An 18,056-nucleotide genomic window follows, 5' to 3' on the forward strand; every position below is an offset into this window, starting at 1 on the left:
TCAAGATCAAGATCAAAAGCAGAGCAGAGCAGAGCAGAGCAGAGCAGAGCAGATCAAAAGCTGAGCAGATTACGGCTCATCGCCGGCAAGTTGGTTCAGGTTTGGGTGAGTCAGGCCTGGCGTTGGCGTAGCGCCTGCTCCATACGCTGCAAACCTTCTTCCAGCATCGATCGTGGGCAGCCGAAGTTCAGGCGTACGAATTGCTGGCTGTCGTCACCGAATTCGATCCCTGCGCTCAAGCCTACCTTGCCTTGCTCCAGGAAGAATTGTTGCGGGTCATCCAGGCCCAGGGCGCTGCAATCCAGCCAGGCCAGGTAGGTGCCTTGCGGTGCATGCATCACCACACCGGGCAGGCGGGTTTGCACGGCGTCGAGCAGGTAGTCACGGTTGGCTTGCAGGTATTGCACCAGCGCGTCGAGCCATTCACCGCACTGGCTATAGGCGGCGCGGGTGGCTTCCAGGCCGAGGGGGCTGACGCTGTCGACCATGCCGCAACGGGCCGCGTTGAAGCGCTCGCGGATCTCGGCGTTCTGGACCACCGCGAAGCAGGTCTTCAAACCCGCCACGTTGTAGGCCTTGCTGGCCGACATCAGGGTGATGGTGCGCTGGGCGATCTCATCGCTGAGGCTGGCGGTGGGGATGTGGCGGCGGCCATCAAAGCACAGCTCGGCGTGGATTTCATCGGAGATGATCAGTGCGCCGTTTGCCAGGCAGGCATTGGCCACGGCGAGCAGTTCTTCGCGCGGGAAGACTTTGCCAATGGGGTTGTGCGGGTTGCTCAGCAGCAGTGCACCCGCGCCGGCCAGCGCATCGCGCAGGGCGGGCAGTGGCGTGAGGTATTCAGTGTCGATCAGTTCGAAAGGGACTTCGATGCGCGGCAGGTTCCAGTGTCCTGGGGCCAGGCGGATCGGCCGATAGTTCGGGGTTTGCAGCACCACCGGCTGGCCCGGCTGTACAAACGCGTGCAGCGCCATGTTGAAACCCGGTTCGACGCCGGGCAGGAACAGCAGCTCATCCGGTTGTACGCGCCAAGCGTATTTGGCCCACAGGTCGGCAACGATCGCCTCGCGCACATCCGGGCCGGCGACGCTGTAGCCGAGCACCTGCTGGTCAAGACGTGCATGCAGCGCCTGCAGCACGGCGGGGGGCGCGGCGATGTCCATGTCGGCGATCCACATCGGCAAAACGTCCTGCGGGTAGCGGTTCCACTTGGTGCTGCCGGTGCCGAGGCGTGGGTGGATCGTGTCGAAATCAAAGCTCATGGGGGGCTCGTATCAGGAAGTCAGGCGCAAGAATGGCGCTGATTCTAGCGCCATTATTTTTATAGGCCAGAGCTGATTGCCGCGGACAATTGCTGATGCGCCTGTTCCAGCGCGCGGTTGACCGCTTCCGCGCCGCGCACCATGGCCGGTAAATACACGAAGTCGACTGACTGAATGCCCACGATAGACAGGATCGCGGTCATGTACGGCGTGAGAAAGTCCGGCTCATGGCCCTTGCGGGCGTTACCCGAACTGACCAGCACAAAGGTGCGTCGGTCTTTCAGCAAGCCGACTTTTTCAAACTGCTCATTCAGCGTAAAGCTGCGTTGGATACGCACCACGTGGTCGATCCAGGCCTTCAGCGCCGCCGGCACGGTGAAGTTATGCACCGGCGTGCAGAGGATCAGCAGGTCGCAGGCTTCGAGTTCCAGGATCAACTGTTCCGACAGCGCGGTCGCGCTGCCGCTGAGTCCGCCGGGGGTGGTCAGCGCGTTAGCGTATTCACGGGTCAAGGGCGGCAGCGCCTGGCGGCCATAGTCGCGCTCGGTCACCTGCGCGTCCGGCACCACGTCGCGTAACAGTGCGCGGGACAGTTTGAAGCTCTGCGCCGCTTTGCCGTGGGGGCTGAAACTGAGGAGCAGGGCGTGGTTCATTGGCTCAAATCCTGGGAAAAGTGCATGCCCAGGGGCAGCAGGCCCTGGCGGAAATAGAAACGCTGGGCCAGGGCCATGTGCATGCCGGTGTCCAGCACCAGCCAGCGATAGCCACGCGCGCGGGTTTCTTCGCGCACGCGATCCAGCAGGTGTTCACCCAGCCGGCGACGCTGCAATGCGGCGTCTATCACCAGGTCATCCACGTAGATAAAGCGGCCATACAGGGTGTTTTCGGTCAACCGGTAGCCGGCCAGCCCAATCACCTGGCCGTTTTCGCGTGCAGCCAGCAGGCGATAGCCGTTTTGCCGTTGGCGCTGGATTTGCGCGGCAAAGGCGGTGGCGTCGGTGAGGTGCGGGCGCAGCTGTTGCATCACTGCGAAGCTGGCAATGAAATCGGCCTGGGTTTCCATCTGTACGCATTCGACGTGTTCATTCATGGCCTTGGTTCTCCAGGTGCGCCTTGATCGCTGCCGGCACTTTGCGGAAGCTGATCGCAACGCGGTTAAGCGCGTTCATCAACGAAATGGCCAGGGTGAGGTCGGCGACTTCCTTCTCACTGAACACCGCCGCGACCTCTGTGTAATCCGCATCCGGCACTTGGGTTTGCGCCACGGAAGTGACCACTTCGGCCCAGGCCAGGGCGGCACGTTCACGCGGGGAAAAGAGCGGGAGCCCTTCGCGCCAAGCGGCCAGCAGCATGATTTTTTCCAGGCTCACGCCCTGTTTGAGCAAGTCGCGGGAGTGGCTGTCCAGGCAATAGGCGCAGCCATTGAGTTGCGAGACCCGCAGGTACACCCAGTCGATCAGTTCTTTCTCCAGGCCGCAGCCATGGATGTAGCTGTGCACCGCGCCCAGGGCTTTGTAGCCGACAGGGGCGGCCTGGGCGTAATCGAGGCGGTGTTTCATGTGGAATTCCTTGGTTCGGTGAGGGATGCGCCATTGTCGTGGGGGTGAACGGGAACCGACAGGGGCATGATTGGACAAGTGGGTTGGGACATGATCAGACTTCGCTCTGTCTTTGCGTCGAGCCAATTGCGATGTCGTCACTGCCCAAATACCAGGAAATATACCGGCGCTTTCGCCAGGCCATCGACCAGGGCCAATTGCGCCCCGGTGAGCGCGTGCCGTCGGTGCGGGCGCTGGCCCAGGAGCTCAAGGTGGCGCGCGGTACGGTGGAGACGGCTTATCAGCTGTTGGTCAGCGAGGGCTTCTTTGAGGCGCGCGGGCAAGCGGGAACGGTGATCGCCGAGGCGTTGCCGCCGATGTCGGTCAAGCCAACACCGGTTGCGTTGCCAGGCACTTCAGGTCCGCGTCCGCTGCAGATGGGCCTGCCTGCTTTGGATGCGTTCCCGCGCAAGCTATGGGCGCGGCTGGTCACCCAGCAAGTGCGCCGCACCGACGCGGACAGCTTGGCCATGGGTGACGTGCGCGGCACCCAGGCCTTGCGCGTGGCGATCGCCAGCTACCTGGCGTTGTATCGGGGCGTGGAGTGCTCGCCGCAGCAGGTATTTGTGTGTGCCGGGTATGCGGGGTGCCTGACGTTGGTGTGTGACGCGCTGGCGATGGCGGGGCAACGCTGCTGGTTTGAAGACCCTGGATATTTGCATGCGCGGCAATTGCTGGAGCATCACGGTGTGGAACTGGTGCCGGTGCCGGTGGATCGCGATGGCCTGGATGTCGAGCAAGGCATGGCACGCGAGCGCGAGGCGCGGCTGGCGATTGTCACCCCGGCGCATCAGAGCCCTTTAGGTGTGGCGTTGAGCCCGGCGCGTCGGCAGGCCTTGCTGGAGTGGGCGCGGGCGCAAGGCAGTTGGGTGGTAGAGGATGATTACGACAGTGAGTTTCGCTATCGCGGCCAGCCGCTGGCAGCGCTCAAGAGCCAGGATGTGGATGACCGGGTGATCTATGCCGGGAGCTTCAGCAAAATGCTGTTCCCGGGGTTGCGGTTGGGGTATCTGGTGGTGCCCGTGTCGTTGGTCGAGGTGTTTGAGCGGGGTGCCCATGCGTTGCAGCAGCGCAGCGCGCAGATGTTGCAGCTGACGGCGGCGGATTTTCTGGAGCAGGGGCATTTCACCCGGCATCTGAAGAAAATGCGGCAGTTGTATGCGCAACGAAGGGGGTATTTGGTGGAGGCGTTGCGGGTGCATTGCGCAGCGTTTTTGCGGGTGGATGAGCAGGCGGGCGGGATTAACTTGTTGGCGCGGTTGGTGGTGGATGTACCGGATCGGGCTGTGGCTGAGGCGGCTGATCGTGCGGGGTTGGCAGTTCAAGCGTTGTCATCGTGGACGCTCGAGGTGGGGCGGGGGCAGGGGTTGATGATGGGATTTACCAATGTCGCGACGGCTCAGCAAGCGAAGGACTTGGCGTTGGTTCTGCGCAGCGTTCTCGCCGAATGTGCCGGCCTGAGCACGCGATAGAACATGGGGTTTTTCAGGTCCGTTCTGTGACCGACAGGTTCTGTAATAAAAACGCCATTGCGCTGGGGATTAAATCCGCAACGGGCTATTTTGGTGCATCTCAATAACCAGAGTAGCCATGGATGAAATACCAACCCTTCAGCCGTACCTTGATTGCCACCGCCCTGGTGTTGACGGTCAGTGGTGTGCAAGCCGCGTCCCAGGCCCCGGTGGCCGGTGAAAATGGCATGGTGGTAACGGCCCAGCATCTGGCAACTCATGTGGGCGTGGATGTGCTCAAGGCCGGCGGCAACGCGGTCGATGCGGCCGTCGCCGTGGGCTATGCGCTGGCCGTGGTATACCCGGCGGCGGGCAACCTGGGCGGTGGCGGTTTCATGACCGTGCAACTGGCTGACGGGCGCAAGACCTTCCTCGATTTTCGCGAAAAAGCGCCGCTGGCGGCCACCGCCAATATGTACCTGGACAAAGATGGCAACGTCGTCGAAGGCCTCAGCGCTAAGGGCCATCTGGCTGTCGGCGTACCCGGCACCGTCTCGGGCATGGAGCTGGCCCTGAGCAAATACGGCACCCTCAAGCGTGCCCAGGTCATCGCCCCGGCGATCAAGCTGGCGGAAAACGGCTTCGCCCTGGAGCAGGGTGATATCGACCTGCTGCATACCGCTACCGGCGAGTTTGAAAAAGACAAGGACATGCGCGGAATCTTCCTGCATAACGGCCAACCGCTGCAGGTGGGCCAGAAACTGGTGCAGAAAGACCTGGCCAAGACCCTCAAGGAAATCTCGGCCAAGGGCAATGACGGTTTCTATAAAGGTTGGGTTGCCAAGGCCCTGGTCGATTCCAGCCAGGCTGGCAAAGGCATCATCACCCAGGCAGACCTCGACAAATACAAAACCCGCGAGCTGGCGCCCATCGAGTGCGACTACCGTGGCTACCACGTCGTTTCGGCACCCCCGCCGAGCTCCGGTGGCGTGGTGATCTGCCAGATCATGAACATCCTCGAAGGCTTCCCGATGGCCGACCTGGGCTATCACTCGGCCCAAGGCCTGCATTACCAGATCGAAGCGATGCGCCACGCCTATGTGGACCGTAACAGCTACCTCGGTGACCCGGATTTCGTAACGAACCCGATCGAGCACCTGCTGGACAAAAACTACGCGACGAAACTGCGTGACGCGATCGATCCGCAGAAGGCCGGTGATTCCCAGGCGATCAAGCCGGGTGTATCGCCCCATGAAGGCAATAACACCACCCACTATTCCATCGTCGACAAGTGGGGTAACGCGGTGTCGGTCACCTACACCCTCAACGACTGGTTCGGTGCGGGCGTGATGGCGAGCAAGACCGGGGTGATCCTCAACGATGAAATGGACGACTTCACCGTCAAGGTCGGCGTGCCGAACATGTACGGGCTGGTCCAGGGTGAAGCCAACGCCATTGCACCGGGCAAGGCGCCGCTGTCGTCGATGAGCCCGACCATCGTGACCAAGGATGGCAAGGCGGTGATGGTAGTGGGTACGCCAGGTGGCAGCCGCATCATTACCGCGACCTTGCTGACCATCCTGAATGTGATCGACTACAAGATGAACATCCAGGAAGCCGTGGACGCGCCGCGTTTCCACCAGCAGTGGATGCCTGAGACGACTAACCTGGAGACCTTCGCGGTCAGCCCGGACACCCAGAAGATCCTTGAAAGCTGGGGCCACAAGTTTGCAGGTCCCCAGGACGCCAACCACTTGGCGGCGATCCTCGTGGGCGCTCCATCCCTGGGTGGCAAGCCGGTGGGGAATAACCGCTTCTATGGGGCGAATGACCCGCGTCGCAACACCGGGCTTTCCCTCGGCTACTGAGGCCTGACGCAATCCACATGTGGGAGCTGGCTTGCCTGCGATGCAGGCGACTCGGTAGATCAGGCTGACCCGGTTGATGCTATCGCAGGCAAGCCAGCTCCCACACTTGGAGCCGTGTTGGATGGAACATCTGTGTCGCTTCCAGGCTCTACCCCAAGAGCCCTGGAAGGACCCGCCCCATGAAAGCGCTGAAAATCGCAACCTTCAACATCAACGGTATTCGTGCCCGGCTGCCTAACCTGCTGCAATGGCTGGAACGGGACCAGCCGGACATCGTCTGCCTGCAGGAACTCAAGGCGCCTGAAAGCCTGTTCCCCTACGCCGAATTTGAAGCGGCCGGTTACGGTGCGATCTGCCTGGGGCAGGCGTCCTGGAACGGGGTGGCGATTTTGGCGCGGGACGCTCAGCCATTGGAGAGCCGGCGCGGTTTGCCGGGCGATGACAGTGACACGCAAAGCCGCTATATCGAAGCCGCCGTGCATGGCGTATTGGTCGGCTGCCTGTATTTACCCAATGGCAACCCGCAACCTGGGCCGAAATTCGACTACAAGCTGGCGTGGTTCGAGCGGCTGATCGACTACGCAACGGCGCTGCAAGCCAGTGAACATCCGGTGCTGCTGGCTGGGGATTTCAATGTGGTGCCCACGGACCTGGACATCTACAACCCGCGCTCCTGGCTCAAGGACGCGCTGCTGCAACCGCAAAGCCGTGACGCTTACCAACGCCTGCTGGAACAAGGCTGGACCGATGCGCTACGCCATTTGTATCCCGATGAGCGGGTCTACACCTACTGGGATTACTTCCGCCAGCACTGGCAGAAAAATGCTGGCCTGCGCATCGATCATGTGCTGCTCAACACCGCGCTTACACCCTATCTGAAGGGCGCGGGCGTCGACGCGTGGGTGCGCAACGAGCCTCACACCAGCGACCATGCGCCGACGTGGATACAACTGGGTACACGCAAAAAGCGCTGATATCGCGGATCAGTTCGAGGCCAGCAAGTGCGTGACGGCGCCGAAGGCTGTGTGACGGCGTTGCTCCCAGTCGCCCCCCATGGCCACCACCGGTTGCTGATGCTGGTGCATCCAATCCAGGCTGGCTTGGTAAAACGCTTGTCGATCCGCCAGTTCCGGTTGGCAGCGTTGGCCGTCGGCGGTCCATTCCACATCATCCGGCGAGAGCAGCAGGTGCAGGTCGTAATGCCGTGCCAGCAGTTCGCTGTCCAGCCACGCCGGGTAGTCGCCGAACAGGGTTTGGCTCCAGAGTCTGTTAGTCAGCAAATGCGTATCGAGGATCAACAGCTCAGGCTGTTCGGCGCGGGCAGCATCCTCCCAGGCCAGTTGGCCGCGGGCGATGGCCGGGATATCGGCCAAGGTGGTATCACGTTGATGATGGTCGATGAAATGGCGCACATATTCACCGACCATCAGCCCGCCGAAGTGCGCTTGCAGTTCAGCCGCCAGCCAGCTCTTGCCGCTGGATTCGGGACCCGCCAGTACCACCACTTTCATGCGTGCAACGCCGGGTCGGCGCGCCATTCACGCCAGCCTTGCACGGCGATCACGGTGAACAGCGCGTATAGCGCGGCGGTGAGGTACAAGCCTTTGTAGAGGAACAGCCCGACGAAGATCACGTCCACCACAATCCACAAGGCCCAGCACTGCACACGTTTCTGCGCCATCCACATTTGCGCCACCAGGCTGAAACCGGTGAGCGCGGCGTCGAGCCAGGGTTGGGCGGCGTCGGTCCAGTGGGCCATGGCGGCGCCGAGCAGCAGGCTGCCGACGGCGCCGACCGTGAGGCTGGCCATGATTGCCGGCACACCCAGGCTGGTGACCTGGCGCCCTTGCTTGACCTGGCCGGCGCGGGTCCACTGCCACCAGCCGTAGACCTGCAGGGCGGCGTAAACCACCTGCAGCAGCATGTCGGAATAGAGTTTCACGTCGTAGAACACCCAGGTGTAAAGCAGCACCATGACCAGCCCGATCGGCCAGCACCAAGGGTTTTGCTTGACCGTCAGCCACACAGCGATCACCCCCAGGGCAGCGGCAAACAGTTCAAGCCCGGACATGGTGGTTCCTTGTGAGAGTGGGAGAGGGCGGGGATTGTAACGAAAGAAGATTGGCGTAGGAATTGGCTTGTAGTGAGCGGGCTTGCCCCGCGCTGGGCTGCGTAGCAGCCCCAATAAGAACACCGCATTCTGTCAGACAGAGCGCGGCGACTGGTTTGGGGCGGTTGCGCCACCCAGCGCGGGGCAAGCCCGCTCGTCACGGGACTAGACTTTGAACTGGCGCAAGAGGCCGTCGAGTTGATCGCTCAGGCCGCGCAAGTGCGCACTTGCTACGCTCGACTGTTCCGCCGCCAACGCCGTGCTGTGGGACAAACCGGCGGCCTGGGTGACGTTCTGGTTGATGTCTTCCACCACATGCGCCTGCTGCAGCGTGGCGCTGGCAATCGACGCGTTCAGACCGTTGAGGTTGTGCAGGGCCTGGCCGATGGCGGTCAGGCTGGCGCCGGCCTGGCCGGCTTGCTCGATGGTCAGTTGCGAAGCGCTGTGGCTGTCGCTGATCACTTTGACCGCCGCTTCCGAATGGCCTTGCAGGCGCTCGATCATGCCCTGGATCTCAGCCGTGGATTTTTGCGTGCGCTGAGCCAGCAGGCGCACTTCATCGGCCACCACCGCAAAGCCGCGGCCTTGTTCGCCAGCGCGTGCCGCTTCAATCGCCGCGTTCAAGGCCAGCAGGTTGGTTTGGTCGGCGATGGAACGGATGACCTCGAGCACGCTGCCGATCTGGGTACTTTCAGCGGACAGGGTACGAATCACTTCCACGGCCTGGCTGATGGTGTTGGACAGTTGGTCGATCTGTTGCAGGCTGCCGTCGATATTGACCTGGCCTTGCTGCGCCTGGGCCTGCGCGTCGCGCATTTCGCTGGCGGCGTGTTCAGCGTTCTTGGCCACGTCCTGCACGCCGTAGGTGACTTCATTGATGGCGGTGGCCACCAGTTCCATCTGCTGGGACTGTTGCTGGCTGCGGTCATGGGCCTGGGTCGCATTGTTGCCCAGCTCCTGTGAGGACTGGCCCAGCGCGTTGGCGCATACCTGCAACTGGCTCACCACCTCGCGCAACTTGGCGGTGAAGGTGTTGAAGTGATGGGCCAATTGGGTGACTTCGTCCCTGCCGTGGGTGTCGAGGCTGCGGGTCAGGTCGCTTTCGCCGCTGGCAATGTTGCCCATGGCGTTCACCGCGTCCTGCAACGGCCGCACGATGCTGCGGGCAATCAGTGAGACCAGCAACGCCATCACCAGCGCAATGCCGAGGCCGATAAACGAGGCCTTCCAGACCTGGGTGCTGAATTCGGCCTGCACATCATCCACGTACACACCGGAACCGATAATCCAGCCCCACGGCTGGAACAGTTGGATGTAAGAAGTTTTCGCCACTGGCGCGTCGGCCCCAGGCTTCGGCCAGCGATAGTTGACGATGCCGGCGCCCTTGGCCTTGGCCAGGATCACGAACTCGTTGAACACGGCAAACCCGTCAGGGTCACGAATGGCCGACAGGTTCTGGCCATCGAGCTTGGGGTTGGCCGGGTGCATGATCATCACCGGCGTGAGGTCGTTGATCCAGAAATAGTCGTCATGGTCGTAGCGCAAGCCACGCACCACGCTCAGGGCCTGTTTCTGCGCGGCTTCGCGGGTCATCACGCCAGTCGTCTCGAGGCTGTGATAAAACGTCAGGATCCCGCTGGCGGCCTGGACCACGTGTTGGGTCTGTAGGCGCTTGGCCTGGTACAAGTCGTCATGGATCTGCTTGAGCATCAGCAAACCCAGGGCCAACAGCATCAGCACGGCGACTATCAGGATCAGCCAGAGGCGCCGGCTGATCGACATATTGCGCAAACTGTTCATCGTCCTGTCACTCCGGGCTTTTTATAATTGTGGGCGTTGCATCGACTTTTCCGCCTTGTCTGATAGGCTTTCGGCCTGTATTCGGAAAACCTGAGTACTGTCTGATTTTTCACAGGATTTTTGCGGGTTGGGGGTAAAACCCAGCATCGTGTCTTGTCGTCAGTGAACCATTAAAAAGATCAACGAGGCTTGCCATAGAGCAAGACCTTTGGGGGAAGCATGGATTTTTGGACCGCCATACAGGCATTGATTCTTGGCGTTGTGGAGGGGCTTACCGAGTTCCTGCCGATTTCCAGCACTGGCCACCAGATCATCGTCGCCGACTTGCTCGACTTTACCGGCGACCGTTTCAACGCGTTCAACATCATCATTCAACTGGGCGCCATCCTGGCCGTGGTGTGGGAATTCCGTGGCAAGATTTTCGAAGTGGTCAGCGGCCTGCCGACCCAGCGCAAGGCCCAGCGGTTCACCGTCAACCTGCTGATTGCGTTCTTCCCGGCCGTGGTGTTGGGGGTGATTTTCGCCGACCTGATTCATCATTACCTGTTCAACCCGGTCACCGTAGCCACGGCGCTGGTGGTGGGCGGCGTCATCATGCTGTGGGCCGAGCGCCGCGAGCACGAAGTACACGCCGAGACCGTCGATGACATCACCTGGAAAGACGCGCTCAAGGTCGGCCTGGCGCAGTGCCTGGCGATGATTCCGGGCACGTCGCGGTCCGGCTCGACCATTATCGGCGGCCTGTTGTTCGGCCTGTCGCGCAAGACCGCCACCGAGTTCTCGTTCTTCCTGGCGATGCCGACCATGGTGGGTGCGGCGGTGTATTCGGGCTACAAGTACCGTGACCTGTTCCAGCCTGCGGACTTGCCGGTGTTCGCCATCGGCTTTGTGACCTCGTTCATCTTCGCGATGATTGCGGTCAAGGGCTTGCTCAAATTCATCGCCAGCCACAGCTATGCAGCGTTTGCCTGGTACCGCATTGCGTTTGGCTTGCTGATCCTGGCGACCTGGCAATTCGGCTGGATCGACTGGGCTGCGGCCAAGGCATGATGATTCAGCATCCACGCTTGAAGGCAGCGCTCTTCGTGCTGCTGTGCACGGCGCCGCTGTTGGGTTCGGTATTGGTGTGGCAGCGCGGCGAGACCGTGATCCCGCTGGCGGCGTATGGCGTGGTCAGCGTGATTGCGTTTTTCCTGTATTGGAGCGACAAGCGCAAGGCGCGCACTGACAGTTGGCGTACGCCGGAGAATATCCTGCATGCCGTGGAACTGGCGGGCGGTTGGCCGGGGGCGTTGATTGCCCAGCAGGTGTTCCGGCACAAGACGCGCAAGGTGTCTTATCAGGTGTTGTTTTGGGTGATTGTGTTGCTGCACCAGGTGTTTTGGCTTGACCAGATGTTTCTCGGCGGCACGTTGGTTTCAGTCCTATAGGGTTGGATCTGCACCTCTTTTGGTGCTGCGCTAGACCTGTGGCGAGGGAGCTTGCTCCCGTGGCGGCTGGGCATGCGGTGAGTTTTATCTGGCGAGAAACGGTTCAAGTGTGGGAGCTGGCTTGCCTGCGATGGCTATGTGTCAGGCGCTAGAGTTTTCTGGTTGGGGTACATATCCGTTGCTACGGTCACGGCCACTTAGGGTTTCGCTCTTACAGCGACTCACTTTTGGAAACTTGATTACCTACGTGCTTTTGCGTCAATCATCCAGCAACAGCCCGACCTGCGTGCGCTTGGGCAACTTGCTGACCACCAACTGGTGGGACCGCTGCAACAAGTCACGCAGTTCATCGGCCCCAAGCGGGTAGGGCGTGTTCATGATGATCCACTGCGCGCGGGCCAGATACGGCGCCGGGTGGATGCCTGGGCGGTCCACATGGCCGAGGAACAGTTCCTTATCGACCTTGAATGCCAGCGATTCACCGCGCAGGTTCTGCAGGGCGAACATCTTGTTGCCGGCAATCGAGAACACACGCACACCGCCCCATTTATAGTCCTCCCGCGCACCGGGCAGGCTCAGGCAGAAGCTGGCGACGTGTTCTTCGGTCATCCTCATAGCAAGCGGTCTCCACAGCCTTTGAAGCCCTCTTCCAGATAGTCGATCCAGGCACGTATCGCCGGCAGCACGCCGCGCCGATGCGGGTAAACCGCCTGCAGCCAGCCGCCCGGCAACGACCATTCAGGCAACAATTGCACCAATCGGCCGCTGGCCAGCTCTTCTTCGCAATACATCATCGGTAACACGGTAAAACCCACGCCCATGATGGCGCTGGCTTTACGCACAATGAAGTCTTCGATGCCCAGGCGGGCCTCCATCACCAGTTCGTGAGGGGTGCCCTGTGGGTCGAGGATACGTTGATGCACCATGCGGTCTGCCTCCAGTGCGCCGAGTATGGGCAGTTGCCTGAGGTCGTCGAGGCTGTTGACCCGGCGCTCGCGCACGAATTCGGGACTGGCGACCAGCACGGTCTGGGCCTGGCGCAAGCGTTTGGTCACCAGTAGCGGGTCTTCATCACCGAGTTCACGCACGCGCAAAGCCACATCGATACCTTCCGCCACCAGGTCGACACGGCGATTGACCAGGGTCATTTCCAACTGCACCTGGGGGTGGGCAGCGAGAAAGCCCGCGACCAGCTCCGGCAGAATATGCTGCGCCATGCCCACCGGGCAGCTGACCCGCAGCCGACCACGGGGTTCGCTGGACATGCTGGCCACGGCCTCATCGGCCATTTCCGCTTCCAGCAGCATGGCCTGGCAGTGGCGCAGGTAGCGCTCGCCGACGGCGGTGAGGGTCAATTGGCGGGTGGTGCGTTGCAGCAGGCGCGCGCCCAGGCGTTCTTCCAGCTCGGCGATGCGCCGCGACAGCCGCGACTTGGGAATTCCCAGCAATCGCCCGGCCGCCGCGAAGCCACCGGCTTCCACGACTTTGGCGAAATAATAGAGGTCGTTGAGGTCTTGCATGGTCAGCCTATTGTCCTGTCAGTGGGACGAACTATCGCATTTAAGCTGCCTTATCGGCTATTGGTTTCATGCGTAGCATCACCACCATCTGATCGCCCCTGACGATCCTAACCGGAGATCCCACATGAAACTCTTGCATATCGATTCCAGCATTCTCGGCGACAACTCGGCGTCCCGTCAGCTCAGCGCGGGTGTGGTCAAGGCCTGGCAAGCGGCAGAGCCGGGTGTGGAAGTGACTTACCGCGACCTGGCCGCCGAAGGCATCAACCACTTCTCCGGCGCGACCCTGGGCGCCCTGGGCACCCCGGCCGAACAGCGCAACGCCGCCCAGCAACAAGAAGCCGACCTCAGCGCAAAGACACTGGCTGAATTCCTCGCCGCGGATGCCGTGGTACTGGCTGCGCCCATGTACAACTTCACCATCCCGACTCAATTGAAAGCCTGGATCGACCGCATCGCCGTCGCCGGCCAGACTTTCCGTTACACCGAAGCCGGCCCGGAAGGCCTGTGCGGCAACAAGAAGGTGATCATCGTATCGACGTCGGGCGGCCTGCACGTCGGCCAAGCCACCGGTGTAGCCCACGAAGAATATCTGAAAGTGCTGCTGGGTTTCCTTGGCATCACCGACATCGAGTTCGTCCGCGCCCATGGTCTGGCGTATGGTGATGAGTTCCGTAGCAAATCCCTGAGCGACGCCAACGTACTCATCAACGAACAATTGTTTGCCGCCGCGTAAAGCTTATGTAAAACAGCACGTTTCCCCGTTTCAATCTGAAGCGGTGCGTCTAAACTCTGTATTCTGATCGCCTCAAAACGACCGGAATACGGAGTTTTTTCGTTTACCCGCTGTCATTACTCTGGCCCAGGTTATGCACGCATTGGGTTATCACCCGGTGCGAGCGCCTTGAACCATGGACTTTTCAACCAGATATGCCGCGGATGTTGAACGTGGGCACACAGCAAAGGTGGCCCTCCCCATGATGCGTCTTTGTGCTGTTATGGTTCTTTCCCTGCTCGGCAGCCTGGTTTCAGTGCACGCCGCCCCTGCGCCGCACCCCCATTGGAGTGTGGGCTTCCACCGCATGACTTTTCTCGACCCGCTGGACTTGCAGCCGATGAAAGCCATCGCGTTCTACCCGTCCACCGACGCTGAGCACACCACGCCGTTGGGCGCCTATCACGTCGCGGCCTCTGAAGATTCCAAGATTGCCATCGGCCGATTTCCGATGTTGATGTTGTCCCACGGCAACACTGGCACACCTCTGGCCCTGCACGACCTGGCCACGTCGCTGGCGCGTAAAGGTTTTGTGGTGGTGGCGGTGCTGCATCCTGGCGACAACTACAAAGACCACAGTCGACTGGGTACGGTGAGCAACCTGTATGGCCGGCCGATCCAGATTTCTGAAGCGATCACTGCCACCCTGGGCGATCCGATGCTGTCGCCCTTTGTTGACGTCGATCAGGTGGGCGTTATCGGTTACTCGGCCGGGGGTGAAACCGCGTTGATCCTGGCGGGCGCCAAGCCGGATTTCGACCGCTTGCGCCGTTACTGTCAGCAGCGCCCGGAAGATCGTGATGCCTGCACCACCAAGGGCGAATTGGTGGTGGACCGCGATGACCTGCAACCGCAATCCGACTCGCGCATTCACGCCTTGATGCTGATGGCACCGTTGAGCCTGATGTTCGGTCGTCACACCCTGGCCGACGTGCATGTGCCGGTGCTGCTCTACAGTGGCGATGGTGACAAGTTGGTGGCCGTGGACAAGAACGCTGCCGCCCTGGCGCGCAAGCTGCCTGAGCCGCCGGACTTCAAGCTGCTGGCCGGGGCAGGGCACTTCGTGTTCATGGCGCCGTGTGACAGCGACCAATTGGCGGCGATGCCGGCGATTTGCACGGATGCTGACGGTGTCGACCGTGAAGGCATTCACCGTGACTTGATCTCTGAGGCGGGGCGTTTTTTCAGCCACACCCTCGGTCAATCCACCCGCGCCGGTATGCAAACGGCTGATCAGTAAGCGCGGCGCATGAGCAACAGGGTCACGCCCAGGGCGGTGATCGACAACAGCGCGGCGCAGAAGAAGATCCAGCCGTAGCCGAGGTTCAAGGCCACGGCGCCCATCAACGGCCCGGCGATCGCGAGGGCCAAGTCAAAAAACACCGCATACGCACTCAGCCCCGCGCCTCGGCTGCTGTTGGGCACCTGCTTGATGGCTTCCACCCCCAGCGCCGGGTACACCAGTGACAAGCCAAAGCCGGTCAGCCCGGCTCCAATCAACGCTACCCCGGTGGACGGCGCCAGCCATAGCAGCGTAAGGCCGAGGGTTTCGATGGTCATGCAGGCAATCGCTGCCCGAAAGCCACCAAAACGGCTGATGGCGGAAATAAACACCAGCCGTGACAGGATGAAGCACGCGCCAAATACCGTGAGGCAGTACGCCGCGCCGACCCAGCCTCGATTGAGGTAGTACAGGGTGATAAAGGTGGTGAGGGTGCCATAGCCAATCGATGCCAGGCACAGGCTGGCGCCAAACGGCGCGATACGCCCGAACACTGCCCAAAATGGCAGGCGCTCGCCACGCACAACCGGCACCGATGGTTTGTTGCGGATCAGCACCAGGCCCAGCGCCGCCAACACTGACAGCGCAAGGCCGAGGCTGGTATAGCCGTATTCGGCCACCATCACCACACCCAGCGGTGCACCAATGGCAATGGCACCGTAGGACGCGATGCCATTCCACGAAATCGACCGCGCGGTGTGTTCGGCACCGACCTGGCCCATGCACCAACTAATGGTGCCCACGCCGATCAACCCTTGGGCCACACCCAACAACAGACGTGCGACGATCAGAATGCCCAGGCTCAGCGACGGCAGGCTTTCCACCAGCGTCGCGAAGAACGTCAGCACGCCACTCACAAGAATCCCGGCCAACCCCAACACAATTGCACGCTTGGTGCCGACGTTATCCGACATGCGCCCGGCCATGGGACGGCTGAGCAGGGTGGCGAGGTATTGCGAGCCGATTGTGATGCCGGCCACTACAGCGCTGAACCCAAGTTGCTCGTGTACATAGCCAGGGATGACCGCAATCGGCAGGCCGATGCAGATAAAGGCGATGAAGGTGTAGAAGACGATGGAGACGATCTGCAGGGTGATCGACAGGGAGTTGGGGGTGGCGGCAGGCATGGCACTCGTTCGCTGGCGGGCGGTAGGCGCATCATGGCAAGGGGCCGGGAGAAAAGAAAGCAGCCTAACTATGTAGTGAGCGGGCTTGTCCCGCGCTGGGTGGCAAAGCCACCCCAATAAAAAACACCGCGGTCTGTCAGACAGAGCGCGGTGTTTGGTTTTAGGGCGGCTTCGCCACCCAGCGCGGGACAAGCCCGCTCACTACGGTAAGTCCGGTCAGCAGGGCAAGTCGGGTTAGAACACCACGCCTTGGCTGCGCAGGTAGTCGTCATAGGTGCCGCTGAAGTCGATCACGCCGGTGGCGCTCAACTCGATGATGCGGGTGGCCAGGGAGGATACGAACTCACGGTCGTGGCTGACGAAGATCAGCGTGCCCGGGTAGTTCTCCAGTGCCAGGTTCAGGGCCTCGATGGATTCCATGTCCAAGTGGTTGGTCGGTTCGTCCATGATCAGCACGTTCGGCTTTTGCAGGATCAGCTTGCCGAACAGCATGCGGCCTTGCTCACCACCGGAAATCACCTTCACCGACTTCTGGATCTCGTCGTTGGAGAACAGCATGCGACCCAAGGTGCCACGGATCATTTGCTCGCCTTGAGTCCACTGGCCCATCCAGTCGAACAAGCTCATGTCGTCTTCGAAGTCATGGGCGTGGTCCTGAGCGTAGTAGCCCAGCTCAGCCGCGTCGGTCCACTTGATGCTACCGGCATCCGGCGTCAGTTCGTTGACCAGGGTGCGCAGCAGCGTGGTCTTGCCGATACCGTTCGGACCGATGATCGCCACGCGCTCGCCTGCTTCAACCTGGAAGCTGAAGTCCTTGAACAGCGGTTTGCCATCGAAGCCTTTGGCCATGCGCTCGACAATGACCGCCTGGCGGTGCAGTTTTTTGTTCTGGTCGAAACGGATGAACGGGCTCACACGGCTCGAAGGCTTGACCTCGGCCAGCTGGATCTTGTCGATCGCCTTGGCGCGGGAGGTGGCTTGCTTGGCTTTCGAGGCGTTGGCCGAGAAGCGGCTGACGAAGGATTGCAGTTCGGAGATCTGCGCCTTCTTCTTGGCGTTGTCCGACAGCAATTGCTCGCGGGACTGGGTCGCTACAGTCATGTACTCGTCGTAGTTGCCCGGGAACAGGCGCAGCTCGCCGTAGTCCAGGTCAGCCATGTGGGTGCACACGCTGTTCAGGAAGTGACGGTCGTGAGAGATGATGATCATCAGGCTGGAACGCTGGGTCAGGATGTTTTCCAGCCAGCGGATAGTGTTGATGTCCAAGTGGTTGGTCGGTTCGTCGAGCAACAGCACTTCAGGGTCGGAGAACAGCGCCTGGGCCAGCAATACGCGCAGTTTCCAGCCAGGGGACACTTCGCTCATCGGGCCGAAGTGCTGTTCCAGGGGAATGCCCAGGCCCAGCAGCAGCTCACCGGCGCGGGATTCGGCGGTGTAGCCGTCCATCTCGGCGAATTCGGTTTCCAGCTCGGCCACGGCCATGCCGTCTTCTTCGCTCATTTCCGGCAGCGAGTAGATACGATCGCGTTCGGCCTTGACCTTCCACAGTTCCTCGTGGCCCATGATCACGGTGTCGAGCACGGTGAATTCTTCGTAGGCGAACTGGTCCTGGCGCAGCTTACCCAAGCGCACGTTCGGCTCCAGCATGACCTGGCCGCCGGACGGATCGAGGTCGCCACCGAGGATTTTCATGAAGGTCGACTTGCCGCAACCGTTGGCACCGATCAAACCATAACGGTTGCCTGCGCCGAACTTGACCGAGACGTTCTCGAAGAGCGGCTTGGCGCCGAACTGCATGGTGATGTTAGCTGTGGAGATCAATTACTTTACCTA

General features: G+C 61.2%; 18 protein-coding genes. 7 read left to right on the plus strand and 11 right to left on the minus strand.

Annotated features, from left to right (window positions below):
* Nucleotides 1-110: 110 nt before the first annotated feature.
* Genes JBO08_RS05615 through JBO08_RS05630 form a run of 4 tightly spaced genes read right to left on the minus strand, consistent with a single transcriptional unit; the run spans nucleotide 111 to nucleotide 2,821 of the window.
* Nucleotides 111-1,262: a MalY/PatB family protein gene (locus JBO08_RS05615; RefSeq protein WP_065945999.1), complete on the minus strand. Its 1,152-nt coding sequence runs from the start codon at nucleotides 1,260-1,262 to the stop codon at nucleotides 111-113.
* A 59-nt stretch (nucleotides 1,263-1,321) separates the two neighbouring features.
* Nucleotides 1,322-1,915, minus strand: coding sequence for an FMN-dependent NADH-azoreductase (locus JBO08_RS05620; RefSeq protein WP_220074344.1), 594 nt, complete (start codon nucleotides 1,913-1,915; stop codon nucleotides 1,322-1,324).
* Nucleotides 1,912-2,352 carry a GNAT family N-acetyltransferase gene (locus JBO08_RS05625; protein WP_065873216.1) on the minus strand — a complete coding sequence of 147 codons (441 nt, stop codon included), beginning with the start codon at nucleotides 2,350-2,352 and terminating at the stop codon, nucleotides 1,912-1,914. Before JBO08_RS05625 ends, JBO08_RS05620 begins: the two co-directional genes overlap by 4 nt.
* Nucleotides 2,345-2,821 (minus strand): carboxymuconolactone decarboxylase family protein, encoded by a 477-nt coding sequence (locus JBO08_RS05630; protein WP_065880448.1) that lies wholly within the window; start codon nucleotides 2,819-2,821, stop codon nucleotides 2,345-2,347. The genes JBO08_RS05625 and JBO08_RS05630 overlap by 8 nt, the downstream gene beginning before the upstream one ends.
* A 131-nt stretch (nucleotides 2,822-2,952) precedes the next feature.
* Here JBO08_RS05630 and JBO08_RS05635 point away from each other — a divergent pair, with 131 nt between their 5' ends.
* From JBO08_RS05635 to JBO08_RS05645, 3 genes are all read left to right on the plus strand, one after another.
* Entirely contained in the window at nucleotides 2,953-4,332 is a 1,380-nt protein-coding gene (locus JBO08_RS05635) for a PLP-dependent aminotransferase family protein (protein ID WP_220074343.1), read from the plus strand.
* 122 nt (nucleotides 4,333-4,454) lie between these two features.
* Nucleotides 4,455-6,179 carry a gamma-glutamyltransferase gene (ggt, locus tag JBO08_RS05640; protein ID WP_065909272.1) on the plus strand — a complete coding sequence of 575 codons (1,725 nt, stop codon included), beginning with the start codon at nucleotides 4,455-4,457 and terminating at the stop codon, nucleotides 6,177-6,179.
* A gap of 179 nt (nucleotides 6,180-6,358) precedes the next feature.
* Entirely contained in the window at nucleotides 6,359-7,153 is a 795-nt protein-coding gene (locus tag JBO08_RS05645; protein ID WP_220074342.1) for an exodeoxyribonuclease III, read from the plus strand.
* A gap of 9 nt (nucleotides 7,154-7,162) precedes the next feature.
* On the opposite strand, the gene JBO08_RS05650 is transcribed toward JBO08_RS05645, so the two are convergent.
* From JBO08_RS05650 to JBO08_RS05660, 3 genes are all read right to left on the minus strand, one after another.
* Entirely contained in the window at nucleotides 7,163-7,690 is a 528-nt protein-coding gene (locus JBO08_RS05650) for an AAA family ATPase (RefSeq protein ID WP_220074435.1), read from the minus strand.
* Complete coding sequence (pnuC, locus tag JBO08_RS05655) at nucleotides 7,687-8,250, minus strand: nicotinamide riboside transporter PnuC (RefSeq protein WP_049708513.1); 564 nt, start codon at nucleotides 8,248-8,250, stop codon at nucleotides 7,687-7,689. The genes JBO08_RS05650 and pnuC overlap by 4 nt, the downstream gene beginning before the upstream one ends.
* A 204-nt stretch (nucleotides 8,251-8,454) precedes the next feature.
* Nucleotides 8,455-10,089 carry a methyl-accepting chemotaxis protein gene (locus JBO08_RS05660; RefSeq protein ID WP_065873210.1) on the minus strand — a complete coding sequence of 545 codons (1,635 nt, stop codon included), beginning with the start codon at nucleotides 10,087-10,089 and terminating at the stop codon, nucleotides 8,455-8,457.
* Between the two features lie 219 nt (nucleotides 10,090-10,308).
* Between JBO08_RS05660 and JBO08_RS05665 the strand changes: the two genes are divergently transcribed.
* Nucleotides 10,309-11,139 carry an undecaprenyl-diphosphate phosphatase gene (locus JBO08_RS05665; RefSeq protein WP_065873209.1) on the plus strand — a complete coding sequence of 277 codons (831 nt, stop codon included), beginning with the start codon at nucleotides 10,309-10,311 and terminating at the stop codon, nucleotides 11,137-11,139.
* The gene (locus tag JBO08_RS05670) at nucleotides 11,136-11,519 is read left to right on the plus strand and encodes a DUF1294 domain-containing protein (RefSeq protein ID WP_065873208.1); all 384 of its coding nucleotides are present in this window, start codon (nucleotides 11,136-11,138) and stop codon (nucleotides 11,517-11,519) included. Before JBO08_RS05665 ends, JBO08_RS05670 begins: the two co-directional genes overlap by 4 nt.
* A 258-nt stretch (nucleotides 11,520-11,777) precedes the next feature.
* Here JBO08_RS05670 and JBO08_RS05675 read toward each other — a convergent pair whose 3' ends face one another.
* Nucleotides 11,778-12,134 carry an MmcQ/YjbR family DNA-binding protein gene (locus JBO08_RS05675; RefSeq protein WP_065873207.1) on the minus strand — a complete coding sequence of 119 codons (357 nt, stop codon included), beginning with the start codon at nucleotides 12,132-12,134 and terminating at the stop codon, nucleotides 11,778-11,780.
* A complete protein-coding gene (locus JBO08_RS05680) occupies nucleotides 12,131-13,039 on the minus strand; it encodes a LysR substrate-binding domain-containing protein (RefSeq protein ID WP_065873206.1) in 909 nt (302 codons plus the stop codon). The genes JBO08_RS05675 and JBO08_RS05680 overlap by 4 nt, the downstream gene beginning before the upstream one ends.
* Before the next feature lie 124 nt (nucleotides 13,040-13,163).
* Here JBO08_RS05680 and JBO08_RS05685 point away from each other — a divergent pair, with 124 nt between their 5' ends.
* Both JBO08_RS05685 and JBO08_RS05690 read left to right on the plus strand, forming a co-directional pair.
* The gene (locus tag JBO08_RS05685; protein WP_065880454.1) at nucleotides 13,164-13,775 is read left to right on the plus strand and encodes an FMN-dependent NADH-azoreductase; all 612 of its coding nucleotides are present in this window, start codon (nucleotides 13,164-13,166) and stop codon (nucleotides 13,773-13,775) included.
* 241 nt (nucleotides 13,776-14,016) lie between these two features.
* Nucleotides 14,017-15,054 (plus strand): dienelactone hydrolase, encoded by a 1,038-nt coding sequence (locus tag JBO08_RS05690; protein ID WP_065873204.1) that lies wholly within the window; start codon nucleotides 14,017-14,019, stop codon nucleotides 15,052-15,054.
* Here JBO08_RS05690 and JBO08_RS05695 read toward each other — a convergent pair.
* Together JBO08_RS05695 and JBO08_RS05700 are read right to left on the minus strand one after the other, a co-directional pair.
* Nucleotides 15,048-16,223: an MFS transporter gene (locus JBO08_RS05695; RefSeq protein ID WP_065880455.1), complete on the minus strand. Its 1,176-nt coding sequence runs from the start codon at nucleotides 16,221-16,223 to the stop codon at nucleotides 15,048-15,050. The two genes, JBO08_RS05690 and JBO08_RS05695, sit on opposite strands and share 7 nt — an antisense overlap.
* Nucleotides 16,224-16,457: 234 nt before the next feature.
* Nucleotides 16,458-18,044 carry an ABC-F family ATPase gene (locus JBO08_RS05700; RefSeq protein ID WP_082224316.1) on the minus strand — a complete coding sequence of 529 codons (1,587 nt, stop codon included), beginning with the start codon at nucleotides 18,042-18,044 and terminating at the stop codon, nucleotides 16,458-16,460.
* Nucleotides 18,045-18,056 lie beyond the last annotated feature (12 nt).

This window comes from Pseudomonas sp. LAP_36 (assembly GCF_019456785.1).
GTDB lineage: Bacteria > Pseudomonadota > Gammaproteobacteria > Pseudomonadales > Pseudomonadaceae > Aquipseudomonas > Aquipseudomonas tritici.